We start from the raw sequence: 21,880 nt of genomic DNA on the forward strand, positions 1-21,880 counted from the left end.
AAACTTTTAAAATCAGCAAATTAAAAAGAGAAATGTGTATTTCTCTTTTTACAATTGATTCAATTTAGCTTCTAACGCAGAAATCATTTCTTTGATTTTCGTTTCATCCGCATTACTTCCGCTACCATTGATGATCGCTAAAATAGGGACGTGGTATTCTTGTGAAATTTTAACACCGGCATAACCGTATGTTTTATAGTGACGTTCAATAGAACCGGTTGCGACAACCGCCTTTAAGTATTCCTGATTTTTTTGTAAGAATTTTTCAACCATTTCAGGTATTTCTCCAACTTTATCAGAATAAGTCACCAGTACAAACGGTTCACTGACTTGTTCAGAACCGTCCACGATCTTAAGAGTGGATTCATATCCTAATGCATTCACTAAAGCTTCTGTTTTGCCTTGACGGCTTGCATAGACAACCAACATATTTTTTTCTCCTTTATTCTTTATGTGACTCCATTATAAGAAAGAAAAATCATACAAACAAAAGATATGCCCAACATGAATGACTCAATGGAGAAGGATGGTTTTGAGGTCAATTTTTTAGTGGTGATTAGGAATATCAGTCATAGAATGTTTTATAATAAAATATATCAGAATAGAAAAAGGAGAAATGATGAAACCAAAGACACTGAAAATGATGGGATGGATAGCAACGGGTACGGCTATGCTTATGTACATCTCTTATTTACCTCAAATCATTCATAATATACATGGGGTTAAAAGTGGGTTCTTACAACCTATGGTTGCGGCAATCAATTGTGTTTTATGGGTTAGTTATGGCTTTTTTCAAGAGAAAAAAGATTGGCCTATTGTGATTGCCAATTTGCCGGGTGTGATACTTGGCACTATCGCTGCGATGACTGCTTTATAAGCGGAAACAAGAAATATATGATACTTCAAATCTTTAGTGATGTGTTCGCTTGAAACTGAAAGAAGTAAATAATGGAGAATCAGGACATGGAAAAAATATTTTTTGAATATGGTGAGAACAGTATTACATTATATGAAGCATTGAAAAAGGCTGATCCGCCAAGTAATATAGTTGAAATTTTTAACCGACTTCAAAAACAGCTATATTCATATACAGATTTTGAAATAAAAAATTTTACAAAATTACAAAAATTTTCCACCAATAAACAATTGGTCAATTTTTTATGTGACTTATTAAAAAGAGTTTGTCCTCATCATGAAAATAAAGAGTTTTATTATCTTTTGGTAGTATTGAGTTATTCCCAAGAGCCAAAAGCAATTGAATATTTGGGACGGCTAACAGAATTTGTGATTGCTAATCAGCTGAATCTTTGTCATGTTTTACTGATTGTTTTTAATGAAATCAGTGCTTCACAGTTATTGTTCCATAAAGGAAAATTAGAGCAATATTTTTCAGAACTTTATGAGCAAAGTGATTATTTTGAGTTGGTGAAACAAATAGGAATTGATATTTCAAAAATGGAGTTTAAGAAAATAGGAGGGGAAGGATATTTTAGATTTGACTTGACTAATATGGAAGGAGTTAAATATGAATTTCAGTTGGATAATGACATAGATAAAAGAAATTTTTGCAAACTGAATATTTCTATTTTTACTCCCAAGGGGATGAAAACCTGTTTTGATGTGTCATTATCAAGCGAACAATTCTTGCTCTATCACCATCATAAAGATTATTATGTGTCTTCTAAAGAAGAGATGAAACTGTTTAATAAAGAAACGAAGAAGGAATTTTATATAGAAAACAGCATGAATGCATTAGAACTTAAGAATATAGTAAGGCAGATTGAGGATGTTTTACAGACAAAATTTGTTTCAAAAATAGCGGATTCTTATTTTTCAAAGCCTTTAAAGGGGAAGAAAGAATTACAAAAATGGTGGGAAGATAACACCACAGTCACAGGAGAAAATTAATCATTTTTAAAGAGAGATACAAAAAGCTGATCAAACCATAGTGAAAGAAGAATTTCATTAGCTTGATGAGGATTGGAAATCATTATTAAGAGATTTCCTACTTAAAAATACCTAATCAAAAATAAGAGATATAGGATACTGAGAATCTTTAGTGATGTGTTAAAATGAAGCTAAAAGAGGTGAAACTATGGAAAACTTTGTGCATCATATTCCAACAAAACTGTATTTTGGGAAAGGAACGATTTCGCATTTAGAAGAATCACTACGACCATTGGGACAAAAAGTTCTATTGACATATGGAGGAGGCTCAATTAAGAAATCGGGATTATATGATGAAGTCATCGCCATATTACAGAAGGGCGGTTTTGAAGTATTTGAATGTGCCGGAATTGAACCGAATCCTCGTGTAGAATCAATCGCTAAAGGAGCAGAACTATGCAAGAAAGAAAAAGTGGAGGTTATTTTATCCGTTGGTGGTGGAAGTACCCTAGATTGTTCAAAAGCGATAGCGGTCGGTGCTTATTATGTGGGGAATGATTATTGGCAAATGGTTCTTGAATCGAATGAACAAAAGAAAGCTTTACCCATTGTGGCTGTTATGACAATGGCTGCCACCGGTTCTGAGTTGGACAGTTGTGGAGTGATCAGTAATATGACTTTACATAAAAAGATTGGTCGTAATTTTACCTTTCCGACCGTTTCCATTTGTGATCCATGTTATACGTTCACACTTCCAGCTAAACAAAGTGCTGCCGGAGGAGCGGATATGATGTCGCATATTATGGAAGGCTATTTCTCACGGACAATGGATTCTGATTTATCTGAAGCCATTGAAGAGGGAATTTTAAAGTCGGTCATTCATCATCTACCCATTGTTTTACAAGATCCAAAGAATTATGAGGCTAGAGCTAATCTGTTTTGGAATTCTTCAATTGCCTGTTCTGGAATGCCAGAGTATGGAAAATTGAAAACAGGATGGCCGTGTCACGCGATGGAACATGAATTATCAGCTTTTTATGATATTACCCATGGTGTTGGGTTGGCTATTTTAACACCTCGCTGGTTGCGTTTTATTTTGAAAAAAGATCCGAGTATTACACCAAGATTGGTCAAGTTTGCGAAAAATGTGTGGGGCTTGGAAAATCAAGATGACACCGAGTTAGCGAAAGCAGGGATTCAAGCGCTATTTGATTTCTTTGTTTCAGTAGGAATTCCAATGAATTTAAAAGATCTGGGTATTGATGAAACGCATTTTGAAGAAATGGCTGAATCTTGTACTCGTCCATCATTTTCCGGTTTTGTAGATTTAAGCAAAGAAGATATTGTGCATATTTTTAAAATGTGTCTTTGATCAGAAAGAAGGGATTTCCTTCTTTTTTTTCCGGCTGAAAACCAGTACAATAAAACTATCTTTTTGATGGGTAGAAAGTAGGTTTTTATGGCAAAATTATATTTTTATTATGGAGCGATGGGCTCTTCTAAAACAGCGAATGCATTAATGGCGGAATACAATTATCATGAACGTGGTCAAAAGGCATTGTTAGTAAAAACCAATACCGATACCCGTGATGGTCAACATGTGATTCGAAGTCGTATGGGTTTGGAAAAGGAATGTGTTTTATTAACAGAAGTTTGTCAGATGAAAGAAGAGGAATTAAAAGCTTATGATGCTGTTATTGTGGATGAAATTCAGTTTGCGACAGTATCTGAAATTGATTTCTTAGCTCATGTGGTGGATGATTTGAAAGTGCCGGTTTTATGTTATGGACTTCGTACGGATTTTCAGCTCAATTTGTTTGAAGGTAGTGCTCGTTTGATGGCGATTGCGGATACCATTGCGGAAGTTAAAACGGTTTGTTGGTGTGGGCATAAAGCCATTTGTAATGCCCGTTACAACCAACAAGGGATTGTGCGTGAAGGATCACAAGTTTTATTAGGAGCTAATGATGATTATATTGCTCTTTGTCGTAAACATTTCTTAGAAGGCAAATTGCGTAAAGAGGAAGAATGATGCGCTCTCATAATATGCTAAAAGGGCCCATTTGGAAGGAAATCTTGATTTTCTTTTTTCCGATTCTATTGGGTTATTTATTTCAACAACTTTACAATACCGTTGATGCGATGGTGGTCGGTAACTTCGTTGGAACAATTGCCTTAGGAGCGGTTGGTGGTTCAACCTCTATCATCATCAATTTAATTATCGGTTTTGTGGTTGGTTTAAGTGCTGGTGCCACTGTGATTATTGCTCAATTTATAGGAGCTAATGAAAATCAAAAAGTTCATTTAACCGTTTCTACAACCATGATCATGAATATTGTTTTAGGGATGATTCTTATGGTGATAGGGCTTATTTTTTCAAAGGATATGTTAAAACTATTATCAGTACCTGATGAGATGATGAAAGATGCCTTGGTGTATCTTCGTCTTTATTTGTTGGGGCTTGTCCCAACTATGATTTATAATGCGGGAGCGGGAATTTTAAGAGCGGTTGGAGATTCAAAAAGACCGTTGTATTTCTTAATAGCGGCTTCCATCACGAATATTGTTTTAGATATTCTTTTGGTGGTATATGGGCATATGGGCGTTGCCGGAGCGGCGATGGCGACCATAGCTTCACAAGTGGTCACTTGTGTATTAACGTTGTATGTTTTCCAAGATAAAGATGAAATCTACTACTTGGATCTAAAACACATGAATTTTGACTATGCTCTATTCAAGCGAATTATTGGAATCGGCTTACCAACAGCCATTCAGGGTTCTGTGTATTCTTTTGCGAATTTGTTTATTCAAGCCAGCGTGAATAGTTACGGAACCATTTCGGTCGCTTCTTTTACGGCTTTTGGAAAAATCGATATGTTTTTTTGGAATTTTTCAGGAGCGATGGGGGCTTCTTGCCTGACTTTTGTTGGGCAAAATTTCGGAGCCAAACAATTTGAACGTGTCAAAAAAGGCATTCGTATAGCACTGGTCATGTTCTTGATCGGCTCCATTGGAATCACGATTTTATCCATTTCATTTGGGGAACATTTTTATCGTTTATTTACTCAAGATCCGGAAGTTTTGAAGGTAGGTATGCAGATATTATGGTTGGTTGGACCGTTTTGGAATGTGATTTCTTTTTTGGAAATTTATTCCGCTTCTCTAAGAGCGATGAACGTCATTTTAGCTCCTATGTTGATGTCTTTATTTGGTGTGGGTGTGATTCGTATTTTTTGGGTTCTTTTTTATCCGGGAAAGTCCATTTTAGATACTTTATTGGTGTACCCACTATCGTGGTGTTTAACGTCTTTCTTTTTCATAGTATTTTATAATAGTGGTCTTTGGAAGAAGAAAAGAAAGTCATCTCAAAAAAAGGAGCGATGAGCTCCTTTTCATTTTCCATGGTATAACTTCTTTTGTGTGTATTGAGGATCAAAAGTCACATCTACGCCTAATTTTCTAAAGACATTCCCATCTTCTTCCGGTAGGATGACAGTACTATGAGCTTGACATCCCTTTAATTGACTTAATTGTTCAAGAGCCTTAGTGATGGTTTGGTTGTCTTTGGAAATAATGACCAAAGCCATCAAAAGTTCATCCGAATGGAGACGGGGATTATGATTTCCCAGATATTCGGTTTTTAATTTTTGAATCGGTTTGATGAATTCAGGTTGGATTAATAAAGTTTTTTCATCAATATTCGCCAATGATTTTAAAGCATTGATGATTAAAGCGGCACTTGGTCCGAATAAAGAAGAAGTCTTACCTAAAACAATACGACCATCATTCAATTCCAAAGCCATGGCGGGAGCTTTTGTTTCGTCGGCTTTTATTCTGGCCTTACTAACAACTGTCCGATCTTCTGGCCTGGCTTCGATATGATTGAGCAATAATTCCAACTTACTGACCGCATTGGAAGAGACTTTTCCTTGTGCCTTCGCCACTAGTGTTTGAAAATAGCGACGAAGAATTTCTTGTTTCGCAGCCTCTGTGGCGGCTTCATGGTCGGTAATACAAAAGCCAACCATATTGACCCCCATATCAGTAGGAGAATGATAAGGACAAGAGCCTTGAATTTTAACAAATAGTTGCTTTAAAACAGGGAAAATTTCAATATCTCGGTTATAGTTTACAGCTTGCTCACCATAGGCTTCTAAATGATAAGGATCTAACATATTGACATCGTCTAAATCAGCCGTAGCCGCTTCATATGCTCGATTAACGGCATGAATTAAAGGTAAATTCCAGACTGGGAAAGTCTCAAATTTCGCATAACCGGATTTAATGTGATGTAAATGATCATGGTATAACTGTGAAATACAAGTGGCCATCTTACCCGATCCGGGTCCGGGAGCAGTGACGACGATTAAATTACGGCTAGTTTGAATATAATCGTTTTTTCCTAACCCTTCTTTAGAAACGATTTTTTCCACTTCTACAGGGTAGCCTTCAATAGGGTAGTGTAAATAAGAAGGAATACCATGTCGTGTGAGTGATTGACGAAAGGCATCAGCAGCCGGTTGATTCTGATAGCGGGTGATCACGACAGAACCTAAGTACAAATTCAAGGAACGGAAAGCATCAATCAAGCGAAAGACTTCTTGATCATAAGGAATACCCAGATCCTGCCTTTCCTTACTATTAGCAATATTATCTGCGTTAACAGCAATAATAATTTCCACTTGGTCTTTTAATTCTGTTAATAAATGGATCTTGTTATTTGGATCATAGCCCGGTAAAACACGGGCGGCGTGGAAATCTTCAAACAGTTTACCTCCGAATTCCAAATATAATTTTCCATCAAAAGTGGAAATACGTTCTAAAATTTTATCCTTTTGTTTCTGTAAGTACTTTTGTGAGTCAAATGCCTTTTTAAACATAAAAAATCCTCCATTGTCTATCATAGCACCTTGGTTTATAAAATTAAGGAAAAAATGTTAAAATAAACAATAAATGAAAGGATTATCAAAGAATGGATCGGAAAGAAATTGCTTTAGAAGATAAATGGGATTTAAAGACACTTTTTAAGAGTGATCAAGATTTTGAAATAGCGCTAAAAGATGTACAGGAAGAGATGAAACATCTAGGCAAGTATGTTGGTCAATTAAAGGATGCTATTTGTTTAAAAGAGTACTTGGATTTGTATTATGAAGTAGAAGGAAAGTTAGATAATGTTTTTACCTATGCGGCTTTAAGAGAAAGTGAAGATACCCGACAATCTATAGCCAGTGATATGTATGCTCGAGCGTATGGAGCTTATGTGGAATTAATGAGTTTGATTTCTTATGTTCAACCGGAATTGTTGTCATTAAGTATTCAAGAATTGGAACTCTTGATGAATCGAGAAATCTTAAAGAAATATCGCTTTGTTTTGGAGAAGATGGTTCGGGAAAAAGCCCATACCTTAAGTGAGAAGGAAGAAAATATCTTAGCTTCTTTGCAAGAAGTATTGGGAGCTTCTTCGCAAATCAGTTCGAAATTAATGGATGCGGATATGTCCTTTGATTCTATTTTGGATCAAGAAGGGAACCGACATGAATTGAATGCGACGAATTACATTCTTTACCAAACCAGTCAAGATCGTGTGTTAAGAGAAAACGCCTTCCGTTCTTTCTATAAATCTTATAAGCAATTTAATCATACGTTAGCTCAAACATATAGCACTTGTGTGAGTGCCGCTACTAAAGAGGCGAAGTTGCGTCATTTTGACAGTTCTTTAAAGGCTTCTTTATATAGCGATGCAATTCCTCAAACCGTCTATGATCAATTGATTGAAACGATTCATGAATATATGCCGGTGATGTATCGTTATGTCGCATTGCGAAAGAAAATTTTAGGGGTGGATGAACTTCATTATTACGATTTATACACGCCATTAAGCGATTTAGAAATGAAATATGATTTGCAACAAGCCAAAGAAATGGTGATTGAAGCTGTGAAACCAATGGGAAATGATTATCAAGACATTGTTCGCCAAGCTTTTAAGGATCGTTGGATGGATGCTTATCCAAATGATGGCAAGCATTCCGGGGCTTTCTCTAGTGGTACTAGAACATCGAATCCTTTTATTCTAACCAATTTTACAGGGACTTTGGATGCGGTTAGTACTATTGCTCATGAAATGGGTCATTCGATGCATACTTATTTCACCAGCCATCATCAAGAACAACCATATGCGAACTATTCTTTATTTATTGCGGAAGTGGCTTCGACGGTTAATGAAAATCTATTGATTGAACAATTGTTGGAAAAAGAAACAGACCCTAAGAAACGTCTTCATCTGTTAAATCAATACTTAGAAGGTTTTAAGGGGACAATTTATCGTCAAACTATGTTTGCGGAATTTGAAAAAGAAGTGCATGCTCATCGGGAACAAGGTCAATCCTTGACGACGGAATACCTAAATGGTTTGTATGAAAAACTGGTGAAGGAATACTTTGGAGACGGGTTAGTTATGGATCCTGAGGTTCAGTATGAATGGTCACGTATTCCTCATTTCTATCGTCCTTTCTATGTCTATGTGTATGCGACCGGTTATAGTTCAGCGGTAGCGATTTCAGAAAAGCTCCGCTTAGGCAGTCAACAGGATAAGGACAATTATCGCCGTTTCTTAAGTGTCGGTTCTTCTGTTTATCCGCTTGAAGCATTAAAGATTGGTGGGGTGGATCTGACCAGTCGAGAACCAATTCGTTTGGCGTTAGAAAAGTTTAAACAAATTGTGGAAGAAGCCGAAAAAATAGTGGATAAACTTTAAAACCAATTGAAAAAATGGCTTGGCTTAGAAGGAGGTTCTATGAAGAATAACGATATGTTTTTCCATGTTTATGTGCCTTTAATCATGATTCTTTTGTTGGTTATGATCTTTTTCCATAGATTCCATCGTCTTAGGTATTTATATTTAACCACTTTCTTTGTTTGGTTTGTGACATTAATCGCTTATTTCATTTTTAGTAAACAACCTGTCGGATACAAAGATCCTAGACCATGGATGCACGTCATACCATTTATTTGTGTCTTTGGATCTTTTGGTGGTAGTGCTCTTTCTATTTGGTCAGTTTCTAAGTTTGTGCTTGAATTTTCACAAAGAGAACTATGGGCGAAAGGGCTGGTAGCGGTGGCTTGTGTGGCCATGATGCTATGGTATGTCTGGCTAATTCATTGGATTGTAATAGGCATTTTGTCATTGAAGAGCGGATAATCGTTTACCAAATCGGGGAAAATAATAAAAAGATGGTAAAAACCTTAGCTGAAAAAGCTGAGGTTTTTAGTATTGAGAAGATAGGTGTTTCGTCTTAGGCATATTCATTGTTGCCTATAAAGGATTTTGATAGTATGAAGCTATCAAAAGATATATTCAAAGGAGGAAATCATATGAATAGACCTGAAATTAAGATTCAAGATACTTATGGATTATATATTGGTGGACAATGGCTACCTGCTTCGGATGGAAAAACGTTTAAAACATATTCTCCAGCGGATTCCAGCTTTTTAGCTAATGTGGCTGAGGCAACGAAAGAAGATGTGGATCAAGCCGTTAAAGCAGCTTGGGAAGGGTTTGAAGTCTGGAAGAAAACCACTCCTGCTCAAAGAGCGAAAGCCCTTAATCAGATTGCGGACATCATTGAAGAGCATGCGGACTTTTTAGCTTTGTTGGAAACGTTAGATAATGGGAAACCCATTCGAGAAACCAAAGCACTGGATATTCCGTTTGCGGCAGAACATTTCCGTTATTTTGCAGGAGTGATTCGAGCCGATGAAGGATCGGCGGTCATGTTAAATGAAACTACGATGAGTTTAGTTCTGCATGAGCCAATTGGGGTTGTCGGTCAAATTATTCCTTGGAATTTCCCGTTTTTAATGGCGGCTTGGAAGTTAGCACCGGTGATTGCGACCGGTAATGCGACGGTTTTAAAACCATCCAGTTCAACTTCGTTAAGTGTTCTTGAGTTGACTAGAATGATTGATGAAGCCGGCATCCTTCCGAAAGGGGTATTAAACGTTATCACAGGTGCCGGTAGTCGATCAGGACAGTATATCTTGGATCACAAAGGATTTAGTAAATTCTCATTCACCGGTTCTACCGAAGTGGGATATAACGTGGCTAAAGCCGCTGCTGAAAAGATGATCCCAGCGACATTGGAGCTTGGTGGAAAATCAGCGAATATCATTTTCCCGGATGCGAAGATGGATATGGCTGTTGAGGGGGTTTTGACAGGGATTCTATTTAACCAAGGACAAGTATGCTGTGCCGGATCAAGATTATTTATCCACGAGGATATTTATGACGAGTTCTTAAAAAAACTGGCTGAAAAATTTGAAACGGTCAAGGTAGGTATGCCTTGGGATCCGGAAACTCAAATGGGAGCACAAGTGAATGAAGGACAATTAAAGAAAGTTCTAAGATATGTGGAACTTGGTGTCAAAGAAGGAGCAGTGATTACAGCAGGTGGTGAAAGAATCACAGGCGGTGTGATGGATCGAGGCTTCTTTACCAAACCAACCATTTTATCCAATGTGACCAACGATATGACGATTGCTCAGGAGGAAATCTTCGGACCGGTTGTGGTAGCGATTAAGTTTAAAAACGAAGAAGATGTGATTCAGATGGCAAATGATAGTGAATATGGTTTAGGTGGTGCTGTTTGGACAAGAGATATCAATACCGCTATGCGTGTTTCCAGAGGAATTCAGACGGGGCGTATGTGGGTGAATACGTATAACCAAATCCCGGAAGGAGCACCGTTTGGTGGATATAAGAAATCCGGTATTGGTAGAGAAAATCACAAGATGATGATTGCTCATTATACCCAAGTTAAGAACATTATGATTAACTTGAGTGAAGAGTTGAACGGTTTGTATTAAAAATCAAAAGGATTGGACACGATACAATCCTTTTTTATGATATTCATTTGGTGGTTTTTCGACTAATTCTAATTCGAAATCATATAAAGAAAGAAAAAGAATCAAGAAGTAAAGAAAAGTTGACTTTCTGCTTATTTCAGTCTATTTTTTAAGAAAAAGAAAGAAGAAGATATGAAATTTAAAAACAATCCAATCAATCAAAGTATTTTCTTGGTTTTTATATTAGTGATGATTGTGTTGAAAATCGACTGGATTTTCTGGTTTATTCAACATTTTTTATCAGCTTTTCATTCCCTATTGCTTGGTGCAATATTGGCCTATTTAGTCAATATTACCTATGTTTTTTTAGAAAAGAAGAAAGTTCAAAAAATAGTTGCGTTGGTATTGGCTTATTTCTTAATTGTATTAGTGCTGGTGACTCTTCTGTTTGTGATCATTCCGGAAGTATCCAATTCGATTGGATCTTTAGTGAAGAATCTACCGGCAACCATTCAATCTTTGGGTGAAAATGATCATCTGAAAAAGTATGCCCCAATGGTGGTCGAACAGATCCAAAAAGTAAACTGGCAAAGTTATGTAGAAAGTATGGTTCACTTTGTAAGGACTAATGTTTTTAACTTAGCCAGTGGTACGTTGAATGTAGTGAATTCGTTTGTCGGCCTTTTATCCAATGGTTTAATTGCTGTGATTTTCTCTATTTATCTGTTGGCCAATAAATCTTATTTGAAGAAAGAAATTTCTAAAATAGTTCATCATTTCTTAAAACCAACTTGGGTTTTAAAGATGAAATATGCTTATGGACTCTTGCATCAAAACTTTCATAATTTTATCGTTGGACAATTATTAGAAGCTTTTATTCTTTCTGGTTTGTGTATGATCGGTATGTTCATCTTCCGTTTTCCATATGCCTTATCCGTTGGTATTTTAGTGGGTTTTATCAATATCATTCCCATTATAGGGGCCTATATCGGAGGAGTGATTGGCGCTTTTATGGTTTTTACGGTACAACCGATTCTTTCTGTTTTCTTTATTCTTTATCTGGTCATTCTTCAACAGATTGAAAGTAATTTGATTTATCCAAAAGTAGTAGGGGCTAAAATTGGCTTACCGGCTATTTGGGTTTTTGTGACGGTAGTGATTATGGGGTCTTTATTTGGAATTGGTGGTATGTTAGTGGGAATTCCACTAGTGGCGACTTGCCATCAAGTTCTGCAAGAAGAATTGAAGAAAGATTCTATTATGACAATTAAAAAGGAAGAAGGGAGATAGTTTTATGAGTATTTATGATTATGTGATAGAAAATCGTCAAGGCGAATCGGTTTCTTTAAGTCGATATCAAGGAAAAGTGTTATTGGTGGTGAATACGGCGACCGCTTGTGGATTTACACCACAATATAAGGACTTACAAGAAATGTATCGTTCTTTTCATGAGAAAGGATTGGAAATCATTGATATTCCTTGCAATCAATTTGCTCATCAAACCCCCGGTAATGATGAGGAAATTCATGAATTTTGTACGTGGAAGTACCACACAAGTTTCGATCAATTTCATAAGTCAGATGTCAATGGAGAACAGGAATTGCCATTATTTACATTCTTAAAAAGTCAAAAGGGGTTTAAGGGGTTCGGTAAAGGTCCAAAGGCATTGGCCATGTCATTAATGTTAAAGAAGTTACACCCTGATTATCAAGAAACCTCGGATATTAAGTGGAATTTCACGAAATTCTTAGTGGATCGTCAAGGAAATGTGGTGGAACGTTTTGAACCGACGATTAGTATGAAAAAGGTATCAAAAGTGGTGGAAGCGTTACTTTAATCCTCAAAAGAGGATTTTTTCTTTTATACTTATAATATGATCACTAAGAAAGTCTTATTGAAAACGATTTTGTTTCAGAATAAACCGAATGAGATATTGAAACAATCCATCTTACAAAGAGGAATGGCTATTCCGGTTCGAGTGAATGAAGTGGAAGAGGGCTATGTTTGTTTGGATGGGCATCAACGGTTAACTTGTTTAAAGGAGTTAGGCAAGCAAGAAGCGATGGTTTGTATTGAAAATAATTTTAAGAAAGCAGGGAGTGGATTTTGGGGCCATACTCAGAATCACCACTAAAAGGAGGAATATGCAGCGGTTACAAAAAGTGATTGCGCAAGCAGGCATTGCGTCAAGAAGAAAAGCCGAGGAGCTGATTGCTCAGGGAAAAGTAAAAGTGAATGGAAAAGTCGTGAAGGAAATGGGAGTGCAGGTTTCTTTTGATGATGAAATTATGGTTAATGGACAGTCTATTCAAAAAGAAGAAAAGGTGTATTTCCTGTTGAATAAACCAAAGAAAATGATTAGCACGGTTCACGATGATTTGAAAAGAGCGACCATCATGGATTGTTTTCGAGATGTAAAACAACGGATATTTCCGGTAGGCCGTTTGGATTATGAAACCACGGGCTTATTATTGGTCACAAATGATGGTGAATTTGCGAATGCAATGATGCATCCAAGTCATCATATGGATAAAATTTATGAAGTCTATGTGAATGGATATTTAGAAGACCACATGTTAACAAAATTAAAGAAGGGGATTCCTTTGGAAGACGGGATGACGTTACCGGCAAGTGTAGAAGTGTTGGAAAGAAGTCGTAAAACAAATAAAACACGCATTCGCTTAACGATTCAAGAAGGAAAAAATCGAGAAGTTCGAAGAATGATGGCCTATTTTGGTTTTGAAGTGCATACCTTACAACGAATTGGATATTCTTTTTTGAATCTAGGTAATCTTAGACAAGGAGAATATCGGCGCTTAAAGAAATTTGAAGTAAAAAAGCTGCTCACTATTGCAGCAGCTGGTAAGCGTTAAGCTCTTCTTCATTGGGATCAATATAAATGGTTTTATAAGAACTTAATTGAACCATGCCCGGTTTTGAACCGGGTATTTTTTTGAGTTCTTTGATGAAACAATAAGTCACCGGAACGGAGGAAGAATAACGACCGGAAGAGAAGTAAGCAGCAATATTAGCGGCTAAACGAAGCGTTTCTTCATCCGGTTGATTTGATTCAATCACCACATGAGCCCCATGATAATCCTTTGCATGAAGCCAAGTGAATGATTTAGGGCTATGCCAAGTGACTTCTTCGTTTTGAAAACTGTTTTTCCCAAATCGAATTCCGATACCTGTTTTGGAAACAAGGGTATGGATCGGAATTTTTGAATCTTTTATTTTTTTTGGTTTTTTTGGTTTTACGCTTTAAATAACCTTGTTTGATTAATTGTTCTTGAATTTGCCGGGCAGATTCGACCGTCGCATAAGACAATTGTTCTTCAAGGGATCGAAAATAATCTCGTTCAATCATGGTTTTTTGAATTTGATCCTGCAAGTAACTTTGTCCTTTTTTACGTTTGTTGTACATTTGGAACATTTTTCGGGCGTTAGCCTTGCCATCCAGTTTTGGATCCAAAGGAATCGTTATGGGTTCATTAGTTTCATAGCTTTTTAAGGTAATGGTTGGTAGTCCTTTTGTGACTTGGGGAAAATAGGCATACAATAAATCTCCATAAATACGATACCGATCACAATCTAGAGCTTCTTGATACTCTTCTTGTAAACGAGGAAGTTTTCTTTCTTGGTGTTTTCTTTCTCTTTGAATGAATTTCATCACATCGTTGGTTAATTGTTTGATTCGATCTTGTTCTTCCAGATCTTTGTATAACTGATGGAGACCTTTTTCTAAAGGAAATTCTTGACTGGTTCCTAAATGATTTAAGGCGATGGTATGAAAATGATTGGGGTTATGATCGTTAGAAAAATAAAGAAATGTTGAAGCTTCTATTTCCTGCATAATAGAGGAAAAAGATTGACCATGATCCATCCGATATTCAATTTCGTGACTTAATAGAGGAGAAAAGCCGGAAAATTGGGCGGTTAAACTTCTTTCTGGATCCCACTTAAAATCTTGAAAAGGGTTCTTTTTTTTCTGAGTTTCAATGGGGATAAATGTCGCTCCTGGTTGAATGGTTCTAATTTGATTGGCAAAGGGAGGAATGCGTTTTAAAGCATCTAAGATTTTTTGATCGGGTGAAACCAGAATGCAGTTGGCGTATTTTCCCATAAGTTCGACAACCAATCGGTAATAAACGATATCTCCCAATTCATTACTGGCTTTAATGTTCATTTGTAGCCAACGATCCAATTCCATTTGTTCAATGCTTTCAATAATGCTTCCTTCCAGATATTTTCTAAGAAGCATCACAAAAGAAATCGGCTCTTCCGGGGTTGAAAACTTGTTGGTAGTCAATTGAATTCGATTGTATAGGGAATGGGTACTAATCAATAATTGTTTTTTACCATTTTTTCCATGAACTTGAAATAAAAGATCCGTCTTAGATACATTCCAAATTTTTTGGATTCGAAGAGGTAAATCTTCTTGAAGAAGGGGAATGATTTTGTGTAATAGAATGCCGTCAACTGCCATAAAAAGACCTCACTGGTTATTATTTTAACACAAGCTAATATGAATCATGACTTTTCAAAGCCCTATACTTTAAAGGTTTTGAACTCATAGTATAATAGTCAAAAAGGAGGGAGTTTATGTTACAAATACAGAATATATCCAAGCAATATAGGACAGGTAGCTTAATCCAAAAGGCGTTGGATCGTGTTTATTTAAATCTAAGAGATAACGAATTTGTGGCGATTTTAGGCCCTTCCGGTTCGGGAAAAACGACACTTTTGAATATTATCGGTGGGTTAGATAGTTATGATTCTGGTGATTTGATGATTAACGGTATTTCAACAAAACAATACAAAGATCGTGACTGGGATAGTTATCGTAACCATACCATCGGTTTTGTGTTCCAATCCTATCATTTGATTCCTCATCAGTCTATTTTATCCAACGTTGAAATTGCATTGACTATATCCGGTATTTCTGGAACGGAGCGTAAACAAAGAGCAATAAAAGCCTTGAAGAAAGTAGGCTTGGAATCGCAAATGCACAAAAAACCAAACCAAATGTCAGGCGGTCAGATGCAAAGAGTGGCCATTGCCCGTGCGTTGGTGAACGATCCGGCTATTTTATTGGCGGATGAACCAACAGGGGCTTTAGATTCAGAAACGTCGGTTCAGGTGATGGATTTATTAAAAGAAGTGGCGAAAGATCGTTTAGTGGTCATGGTAACGCACAATCCACAGTTGGCAGAACAATACGCCACTCGTATTGTGAATTTGAAAGATGGTCAGATTCTTTCTGATAGCCATCCCTATCAGGTAAGTTCGTTAGATCATTCAGTGGTTCATCAGAATATGGGAAAAGCTTCCATGTCTTTTTTGACTGCTTTATCCCTTAGCTTTCATAACTTATTAACCAAGAAAGCCAGAACTTTGTTGGTGGCCTTTGCGGGTTCTATCGGTATTATTGGGATTGCTTTAATTATGGCGATATCGAATGGAGTCAATCAGTATATCAAAGATACGGAAGAAAAAACCCTATCACAATACCCGATTGAAATTGTAAAACAAGGAATCGATTTATCTTCCTTAATCGGTGAAACGAACACTTCTTCATCCAACCAACCCAATTCAAAAGGGGTGAAGGAAAGAAAAATAGTATCAAACATGTTTTCAAAGATTTCTAGCAATGATTTAAAATCGTTTAAGAATCACTTAGAAAGTCAATCGAAGGAACTTGAGAAATATGCGAATGCGATCGAATATCGGTTTCATCTGGAACCTATGATTTATCAAATGAAAAACGATACCATTCATCAAGTAAATCCTTCTCAATTTTCAAATCGAAATGCGTATGCGAGTGCCTTAATGCCCTCGTCTATGTCTAATAGTGCTTTTCATCAAATGCCGGAAAATAAGAAATTGTATCAAGATGCGTATGAGTTGAAGGCGGGCAGATGGCCCAAACACTCCCATGAATTGGTGTTGGTGTTAAGTTCAAATGGAACGATGAGTGATTTGACAAGTTATGCTTTGGGATTAAGAAATTATGAAGAGTTAAAGGAGATGTTTAAAAAATTCAGTCAAGGAGAAGCAGTAACCTCTAAAGAAGAAACCGCAGTTTATTCATATGATCAGATTTTAAAGCAGAAATTAAAAGTATTACCGGCGTTTTCCCTATATAGCTATGATGAAACCTTAAAATCTTGGTCAAATCATTCTGATGATCCGACTTACTTGAAAAAAGTTTTAAATCAAGCACCGGATTTGAACATTGTAGGGATTGTTCAACCAAAAGGAAATCAAGAGACAACTATTTTATCGCCGGGCCTTAATTACCCGTCCAGTTTGACACGTGAGTTGATTCAAGAAGCTAAACATTCGAAGATTGTTCAAGCTCAATTGGCCGATAAGAAGACCAATATTTTCACGGGAAAAGCCTTTGGGGAAGATAAAAAACCTTCTTTTGATATGAAATCTTTATTTAAAATAAATCCAAAGAAGTTACAATCTGCTTTTCAAATCAATCCAAATGCCTTGAAATTGGATCTATCTAACTTGCAGGGAGTCAATATGAATCCAGCAAAGGTGAGTGCAAAGGATTTACAAGAAATTTTTTCACAAATACGGTGGGATTTCTCTAAGATTCAGTTCATTTCTTTATCTAAAAATTTAATTTCTGATTATTTAAAACAATATCCCGAAAGTCAAAGAGCTTTGAAGGATTTGGGGTCTTATCTTACCTCAAGCGAAGCCAGAAGGGTTGTTCAACAGTATCTGCAACAACAATACCAAAATCATCCTGCTTTGTCTCAAATACAAACGAAGATGACCAATTTGTACAACACGTTGATGCAAGAATACATAGCTTCTTTGCATGGTCATCTTCCGGCTAATCAAGCTGAAATGATGAAAGGGTTTGTGCAATATGTAAAAACCCATGGTCAAAATCGTGTGAATCACTTGCTTCAAGAATCGATGCGTTCTCTTGCATTATCGAAAACACAAATTCAAGGTTTACTAAAAGTTGTTGAAAACGATTATCAAAATTATATTCAAAATTATCATAAAAAAGAGATAGCTTTGATTCGTAAAAATTTGGCGGCTTACTTAAATAGTTCAAGGGGGCAAGCCAAGATCATGAGTGAACTTTCTAAACAAATGGATGTTAAAGATTGGCAAAATCAACTGTCCAAAGCCATCCTCAAGCAATTGGGGAAAAAAGGGTTAGGTAGTTCTAAAGTGATGGAACAACTATTTTCTCAAATAATGAGCCAAATGGCCACCCAAATGAAGACGGCTGTTCGATTTGATCCTGTTGTTTTTTCAAAAGCCATTCAAATGAACCTTGATCCGCAACAGTTAAAGAATGTGTTCGCTTCCATGTTGAATCAAAAGAATTCCAGCTATGAAGCCAACTTGAAGACGTTGGGTTATGTCGATGAAGAAGAGCCTAGTGAAATTGTGATTTATCCAAAGGATTTTGAGGCTAAAAATGAAATTAAAGCGATGATCCATCGCTATAACGTTGACCAAAGAGCGGCGAAACAAGAGGATAAGGTTATTAGGTATACTGATCTTGTGGGAACTTTGATGAGTTCAGTGACGAATATTGTGAATGTGATTTCTTATGTATTGATAGCGTTTGTGGCCATATCTTTAATGGTGTCCTCGATTATGATCGGTGTGATTACATTTATTTCTGTTCTGGAAAGGAACAAGGAAATCGGAATTTTACGGGCTATTGGAGCTTCAAAGCATAATATCTCACAAGTTTTTAATGCAGAAACTTTTATAACCGGTTTATTGGCTGGCTTGATAGGGGTTCTGGTGGCATTATTGTTGCAGATTCCAATCAATCAAGCAATTCATCACTTGGCAGGTAGAACGGATATCCATGCGTTTTTACCGGTGAAAACGATGATTGTCTTAGTGGCTTTATCGGTGTTCTTAACGATTTTAAGTGGTCTATTTCCAGCTAGAAAGGCAGCGAAATCCGATCCGGTATCGGCTCTTCGTTCAGAATAAAAACAATAGGTGGTTTCTTGTGAAATAGATTGCAGAAGGGCTTATTTTGTAATAAAGTATTTAAAAAGGGAGATGTATTTATGACCAAGGGTTTATTAATTGTTTTATCTGGTCCTTCTGGTGTTGGCAAGGGTACGGTATTAAAAGAATTCATTCATGATGCTGATTTAAATTTATCCTATTCGGTTTCTTTAACGACGCGGAAACAAAGACCCGGTGAAGTGGATGGAGTGAATTATTTCTTCGTATCAAAAGCGGAGTTTGAAAGAGCTCAGAAAGCGGGCGAATTGTTAGAGTCGGCTGAATTTGTCGGTAATTACTACGGAACTTCTTTGAAACAAGTTGAACAATTACGCAATCAAGGTAAGAATGTGATCTTGGAAATTGAAGTGCAGGGTTGTCAACAGGTTCAAAAGAAGGTGGAGGATGCGTTGACTATTTTCATTGTGCCACCTAGCATGGAAGATCTTGAAAAGCGAATTCGAGGTCGCAATACAGAACCGGAAGAAATTGTTCAAGAACGCTTGGCAAAGGCAGCTCGGGAAATGGATTTGATTGGGATGTATAAGTATGTGGTTTGTAATGATGATCCACAATTGGCTGCCGATATTATTCGTATGATTATTAAAAGACACATGTAAAAAGAGGAGAAATCCTCTTTTTGATAGGTCAAATCATACAACATTGAAATCTAAATTTGTTTAGAAGGATTTCAAGATGTTTGTTAGAGTAAACTGGGATAGAAACGATAGGTGAAGTATGAATCCGTTGACGCAATTATTAAAAAAAGAATTGGTTTGTGCTTTGGGGTGTACAGAACCCATTGCGATTGCTTTAGCTAGTGCGAAGGCAAGGGAAATTTTGGGTGGTTTACCAAAAGAAACGATCGTTCGTTGTTCAGGAAATATCATTAAAAATGTTAAAGGAGTGACCGTTCCAAATACCCATGGTTTAAAAGGGGTTAAAGCGGCAACCGCTATTGGTTTGATAGCAGGAGAGGCCCATAAGGGATTGGAAGTTTTATCTAAAGTGAACGACTATGATATTGCTTGTGCAAAAGAAATGTTGAAAGAAAACCAAATCAAGGTAGAGCTTAAAGAGGGAGTGGAAAACCTAGATATTGAAATATGGGTTCGTGATGATCGGGGTAATGATTGTTTAGTTGAAATTCAAAATAAACACACCAATTTTTTTCGTATGATAAAAAATGGAAAATTCATTTATCAAGGGAAATTGGTAGAAGATCAACAAGATCAATATTTAGAACAATTATCCATTCATTCTATTATTCAATACGCTCAAACGGTTCCACTAGAAGAAGTGGAAGAAATGATTCATCAACAAATTGAACTGAATCAAGCCATCGCCAAAGAGGGTTTAAAAGGAAATTGGGGAGCGGAAGTAGGAAAACTTCTATTATCAGAAGAAGAAAGTCTTCGGTCAAAAGTGAAAGCGTATGCGGCGGCGGGTTCAGATGCTCGAATGAGCGGTTGTCCTTTACCGGTGGTGATTAATGCCGGTTCTGGTAATCAGGGCATCACTTGTTCGTTACCGGTCATTATTTATGCTAAAGAAAAGAAAAAATCACACGAACGATTGATTCGAGCTTTATTGGTATCCAATTTAGTAGCTCTTCATATTAAACGATATATTGGACGCTTATCCGCTTTTTGTGGAGTGACTTCGGCTGGAGTGGCGGCTGGTGCAGCGTTAGCTTATTTAGAAAATCCGGATGAACAACTGGTTTGTGATACGATATCCAATTCTTTGATGATTGTATCGGGCATGGTTTGTGATGGAGCGAAACCCTCTTGTGCTGCCAAGATTGCTTCGGCAGTCGATGCGGGTTATACAGGCTTCCAAATGGCTCTTCATCAGCGTACTTTCCAAGTGGGGGAAGGTCTTATGAAAAAGGATGTGGAACAAACCATTCAAGCGATTGGTCATCTAGGAAAAGTGGGCATGAAACAAACAGATCTGGAGATCTTGAAAATGATGTTGGAGTCATAGTGATAGACCTTTTATTTGTCATGATGGGAAGATATCGATTTCAAGAGAGGTTTTGGATATATGGAAAAGATTAAGATCAAAAAGGATACCGTTCAGGTATACTTTTTATGAGTAAATATTCGTATGAAGAAAGACTAGAAGCTGTTTTAAGAGTGGTTGAAGAAGGCATGAGTTACGAAGCTAGTTCAAAAGTCCTGAAAACTGTTCAAGGTCAGGTGCAAAGATGGGTTAACCGTTATGAAAAATATGGTCCTGAGGGATTGCTATTGCACGATGACACATATACTGGCGAGTATAGGTGATCAGGTAATGAAAATGGCCATTAATAGAATGGACTTTGAATGAGAAGGGGAAGAAGGCTTTCTTTCGACAACAATGAAGAAAATTAGAAACATTAGATTTAGGGTATGAAGCAACAAACTGAAAAGAATTGTTGCTTTTTATATAGAGTTAAGAAAATTGAAAAAGATCATCAGAAATGGGAGAAAGAATGTCCAAAAATAAAAGAAGCCATTGAAATGGCTTCTGAATAAACGGATTAACGGTTGTAGTATTCGACAACTAATGCTTCATTGATTTCTTGGTTTAATTCATTACGATCCGGAAGACGAATGAATTTACCTTTTTTGTTGTCTTTATCAACTTCCACAAAAGCAGCAGTACTGATTTGAGATTCAAGAGACTCTTTAACAATAGCTAAGTTTAAGCTCTTTTCCTTCAAAGAAATCTCTTGCCCAGGTTTGATTAAAGCAGAAGGGATATTCACTTTCTTACCATCCACTAAAATATGACCATGGTTGACCAATTGACGAGCCGCTTTACGAGTGCGAGCAAATCCCATGCGGTAAACAATATTGTCTAAACGGCTTTCCAGTAATACTAAGAAGTTTACACCAGCCATACCATCCATCTTAGATGCCTTGACAAATAAGTTATGGAATTGACGTTCGTTTAACCCATACATGTTTCTGATTCTTTGTTTTTCACGTAATTGAGTTCCGTAACCGGATAACTTGATACGCTTAGTAGGACCATGTTGTCCTGGAGCATAAGTTCTCTTTTTTAATTCTTCACCTGTTTCTAAAATGGAAAAGCTTAATCGTCTAGCTTTCTTCCAGACAGGTCCTGTGTAACGTGCCATACTATTTTTCCT

At 36.8% G+C, this 21,880-nt stretch carries 22 protein-coding genes; 17 read left to right on the top strand and 5 right to left on the bottom strand.

Going from position 1 to position 21,880, the window contains the following annotated elements:
* Window positions 1–48: 48 nt before the first annotated feature.
* Window positions 49–429, bottom strand: a complete 381-nt coding sequence (locus tag HMPREF9013_RS04290; RefSeq protein WP_006627154.1) for a class Ib ribonucleoside-diphosphate reductase assembly flavoprotein NrdI — start codon at window positions 427–429, stop codon at window positions 49–51.
* Window positions 430–619: 190 nt separating this feature from the next.
* On the opposite strand from HMPREF9013_RS04290, the gene HMPREF9013_RS04295 reads away from it, so the two are divergent.
* The 5 genes from HMPREF9013_RS04295 (at window position 620) to HMPREF9013_RS04315 (ending at window position 5,271) form a co-directional block, all read left to right on the top strand.
* A complete protein-coding gene (locus HMPREF9013_RS04295; RefSeq protein ID WP_006627155.1) occupies window positions 620–877 on the top strand; it encodes a SemiSWEET family transporter in 258 nt (85 codons plus the stop codon).
* Window positions 878–963: 86 nt separating this feature from the next.
* On the top strand, window positions 964–1,908 hold the full coding sequence (locus HMPREF9013_RS04300; protein ID WP_006627156.1) for a hypothetical protein: 945 nt from the start codon (window positions 964–966) through the stop codon (window positions 1,906–1,908).
* Window positions 1,909–2,095: 187 nt separating this feature from the next.
* Window positions 2,096–3,259, top strand: a complete 1,164-nt coding sequence (locus HMPREF9013_RS04305) for an iron-containing alcohol dehydrogenase (RefSeq protein ID WP_006627157.1) — start codon at window positions 2,096–2,098, stop codon at window positions 3,257–3,259.
* Between the two features lie 87 nt (window positions 3,260–3,346).
* The gene (locus HMPREF9013_RS04310; RefSeq protein WP_006627158.1) at window positions 3,347–3,919 is read left to right on the top strand and encodes a thymidine kinase; all 573 of its coding nucleotides are present in this window, start codon (window positions 3,347–3,349) and stop codon (window positions 3,917–3,919) included.
* A complete protein-coding gene (locus HMPREF9013_RS04315) occupies window positions 3,919–5,271 on the top strand; it encodes an MATE family efflux transporter (RefSeq protein WP_198002128.1) in 1,353 nt (450 codons plus the stop codon). The genes HMPREF9013_RS04310 and HMPREF9013_RS04315 overlap by 1 nt, the downstream gene beginning before the upstream one ends.
* Window positions 5,272–5,279: 8 nt before the next feature.
* Here HMPREF9013_RS04315 and HMPREF9013_RS04320 read toward each other — a convergent pair whose 3' ends face one another.
* Window positions 5,280–6,767, bottom strand: coding sequence for a DUF1846 domain-containing protein (locus HMPREF9013_RS04320; protein ID WP_006627160.1), 1,488 nt, complete (start codon window positions 6,765–6,767; stop codon window positions 5,280–5,282).
* Window positions 6,768–6,859: 92 nt separating this feature from the next.
* Here HMPREF9013_RS04320 and pepF point away from each other — a divergent pair, with 92 nt between their 5' ends.
* From pepF to HMPREF9013_RS04355, 7 genes are all read left to right on the top strand, one after another.
* Entirely contained in the window at window positions 6,860–8,641 is a 1,782-nt protein-coding gene (gene pepF, locus HMPREF9013_RS04325; protein WP_006627161.1) for an oligoendopeptidase F, read from the top strand.
* A 39-nt stretch (window positions 8,642–8,680) separates the two neighbouring features.
* On the top strand, window positions 8,681–9,085 hold the full coding sequence (locus HMPREF9013_RS04330) for a hypothetical protein (RefSeq protein ID WP_006627162.1): 405 nt from the start codon (window positions 8,681–8,683) through the stop codon (window positions 9,083–9,085).
* Window positions 9,086–9,258: 173 nt separating this feature from the next.
* Entirely contained in the window at window positions 9,259–10,749 is a 1,491-nt protein-coding gene (locus HMPREF9013_RS04335) for an aldehyde dehydrogenase family protein (RefSeq protein ID WP_006627163.1), read from the top strand.
* Between the two features lie 171 nt (window positions 10,750–10,920).
* A complete protein-coding gene (locus tag HMPREF9013_RS04340; RefSeq protein ID WP_006627164.1) occupies window positions 10,921–12,018 on the top strand; it encodes an AI-2E family transporter in 1,098 nt (365 codons plus the stop codon).
* A gap of 4 nt (window positions 12,019–12,022) precedes the next feature.
* On the top strand, window positions 12,023–12,565 hold the full coding sequence (locus HMPREF9013_RS04345; RefSeq protein ID WP_006627165.1) for a glutathione peroxidase: 543 nt from the start codon (window positions 12,023–12,025) through the stop codon (window positions 12,563–12,565).
* A gap of 36 nt (window positions 12,566–12,601) precedes the next feature.
* Window positions 12,602–12,862: a ParB N-terminal domain-containing protein gene (locus tag HMPREF9013_RS04350; protein WP_006627166.1), complete on the top strand. Its 261-nt coding sequence runs from the start codon at window positions 12,602–12,604 to the stop codon at window positions 12,860–12,862.
* Window positions 12,863–12,872: 10 nt separating this feature from the next.
* Window positions 12,873–13,601: a pseudouridine synthase gene (locus tag HMPREF9013_RS04355; RefSeq protein ID WP_006627167.1), complete on the top strand. Its 729-nt coding sequence runs from the start codon at window positions 12,873–12,875 to the stop codon at window positions 13,599–13,601.
* Here HMPREF9013_RS04355 and HMPREF9013_RS07375 read toward each other — a convergent pair.
* Both HMPREF9013_RS07375 and HMPREF9013_RS04360 read right to left on the bottom strand, forming a co-directional pair.
* Window positions 13,576–13,962, bottom strand: a complete 387-nt coding sequence (locus HMPREF9013_RS07375; protein ID WP_083793765.1) for a DUF814 domain-containing protein — start codon at window positions 13,960–13,962, stop codon at window positions 13,576–13,578. The two genes, HMPREF9013_RS04355 and HMPREF9013_RS07375, sit on opposite strands and share 26 nt — an antisense overlap.
* Complete coding sequence (locus HMPREF9013_RS04360; RefSeq protein WP_006627169.1) at window positions 13,859–15,214, bottom strand: Rqc2 family fibronectin-binding protein; 1,356 nt, start codon at window positions 15,212–15,214, stop codon at window positions 13,859–13,861. Before HMPREF9013_RS04360 ends, HMPREF9013_RS07375 begins: the two co-directional genes overlap by 104 nt.
* 116 nt (window positions 15,215–15,330) lie before the next feature.
* On the opposite strand from HMPREF9013_RS04360, the gene HMPREF9013_RS04365 reads away from it, so the two are divergent.
* The 5 genes from HMPREF9013_RS04365 (at window position 15,331) to HMPREF9013_RS07665 (ending at window position 21,260) form a co-directional block, all read left to right on the top strand.
* Entirely contained in the window at window positions 15,331–18,717 is a 3,387-nt protein-coding gene (locus tag HMPREF9013_RS04365) for an ABC transporter ATP-binding protein/permease (RefSeq protein ID WP_006627170.1), read from the top strand.
* Between the two features lie 80 nt (window positions 18,718–18,797).
* On the top strand, window positions 18,798–19,358 hold the full coding sequence (gene gmk / locus HMPREF9013_RS04370; protein ID WP_006627171.1) for a guanylate kinase: 561 nt from the start codon (window positions 18,798–18,800) through the stop codon (window positions 19,356–19,358).
* A gap of 118 nt (window positions 19,359–19,476) precedes the next feature.
* On the top strand, window positions 19,477–20,727 hold the full coding sequence (locus tag HMPREF9013_RS04375; protein WP_006627172.1) for an L-cysteine desulfidase family protein: 1,251 nt from the start codon (window positions 19,477–19,479) through the stop codon (window positions 20,725–20,727).
* 107 nt (window positions 20,728–20,834) lie between these two features.
* Window positions 20,835–21,029, top strand: coding sequence for a helix-turn-helix domain-containing protein (locus tag HMPREF9013_RS04380; protein WP_006627173.1), 195 nt, complete (start codon window positions 20,835–20,837; stop codon window positions 21,027–21,029).
* A 105-nt stretch (window positions 21,030–21,134) separates the two neighbouring features.
* Window positions 21,135–21,260: a hypothetical protein gene (locus HMPREF9013_RS07665; RefSeq protein WP_269479018.1), complete on the top strand. Its 126-nt coding sequence runs from the start codon at window positions 21,135–21,137 to the stop codon at window positions 21,258–21,260.
* 5 nt (window positions 21,261–21,265) lie between these two features.
* Here HMPREF9013_RS07665 and rpsD read toward each other — a convergent pair whose 3' ends face one another.
* The gene (rpsD, locus tag HMPREF9013_RS04385; RefSeq protein ID WP_006627174.1) at window positions 21,266–21,868 is read right to left on the bottom strand and encodes a 30S ribosomal protein S4; all 603 of its coding nucleotides are present in this window, start codon (window positions 21,866–21,868) and stop codon (window positions 21,266–21,268) included.
* Window positions 21,869–21,880: the final 12 nt, after the last annotated feature.

Origin of the sequence: Bulleidia extructa W1219 (genome assembly GCF_000177375.1) — a bacterium.
GTDB lineage: Bacteria > Bacillota_I > Bacilli_A > Erysipelotrichales > Erysipelotrichaceae > Bulleidia > Bulleidia extructa.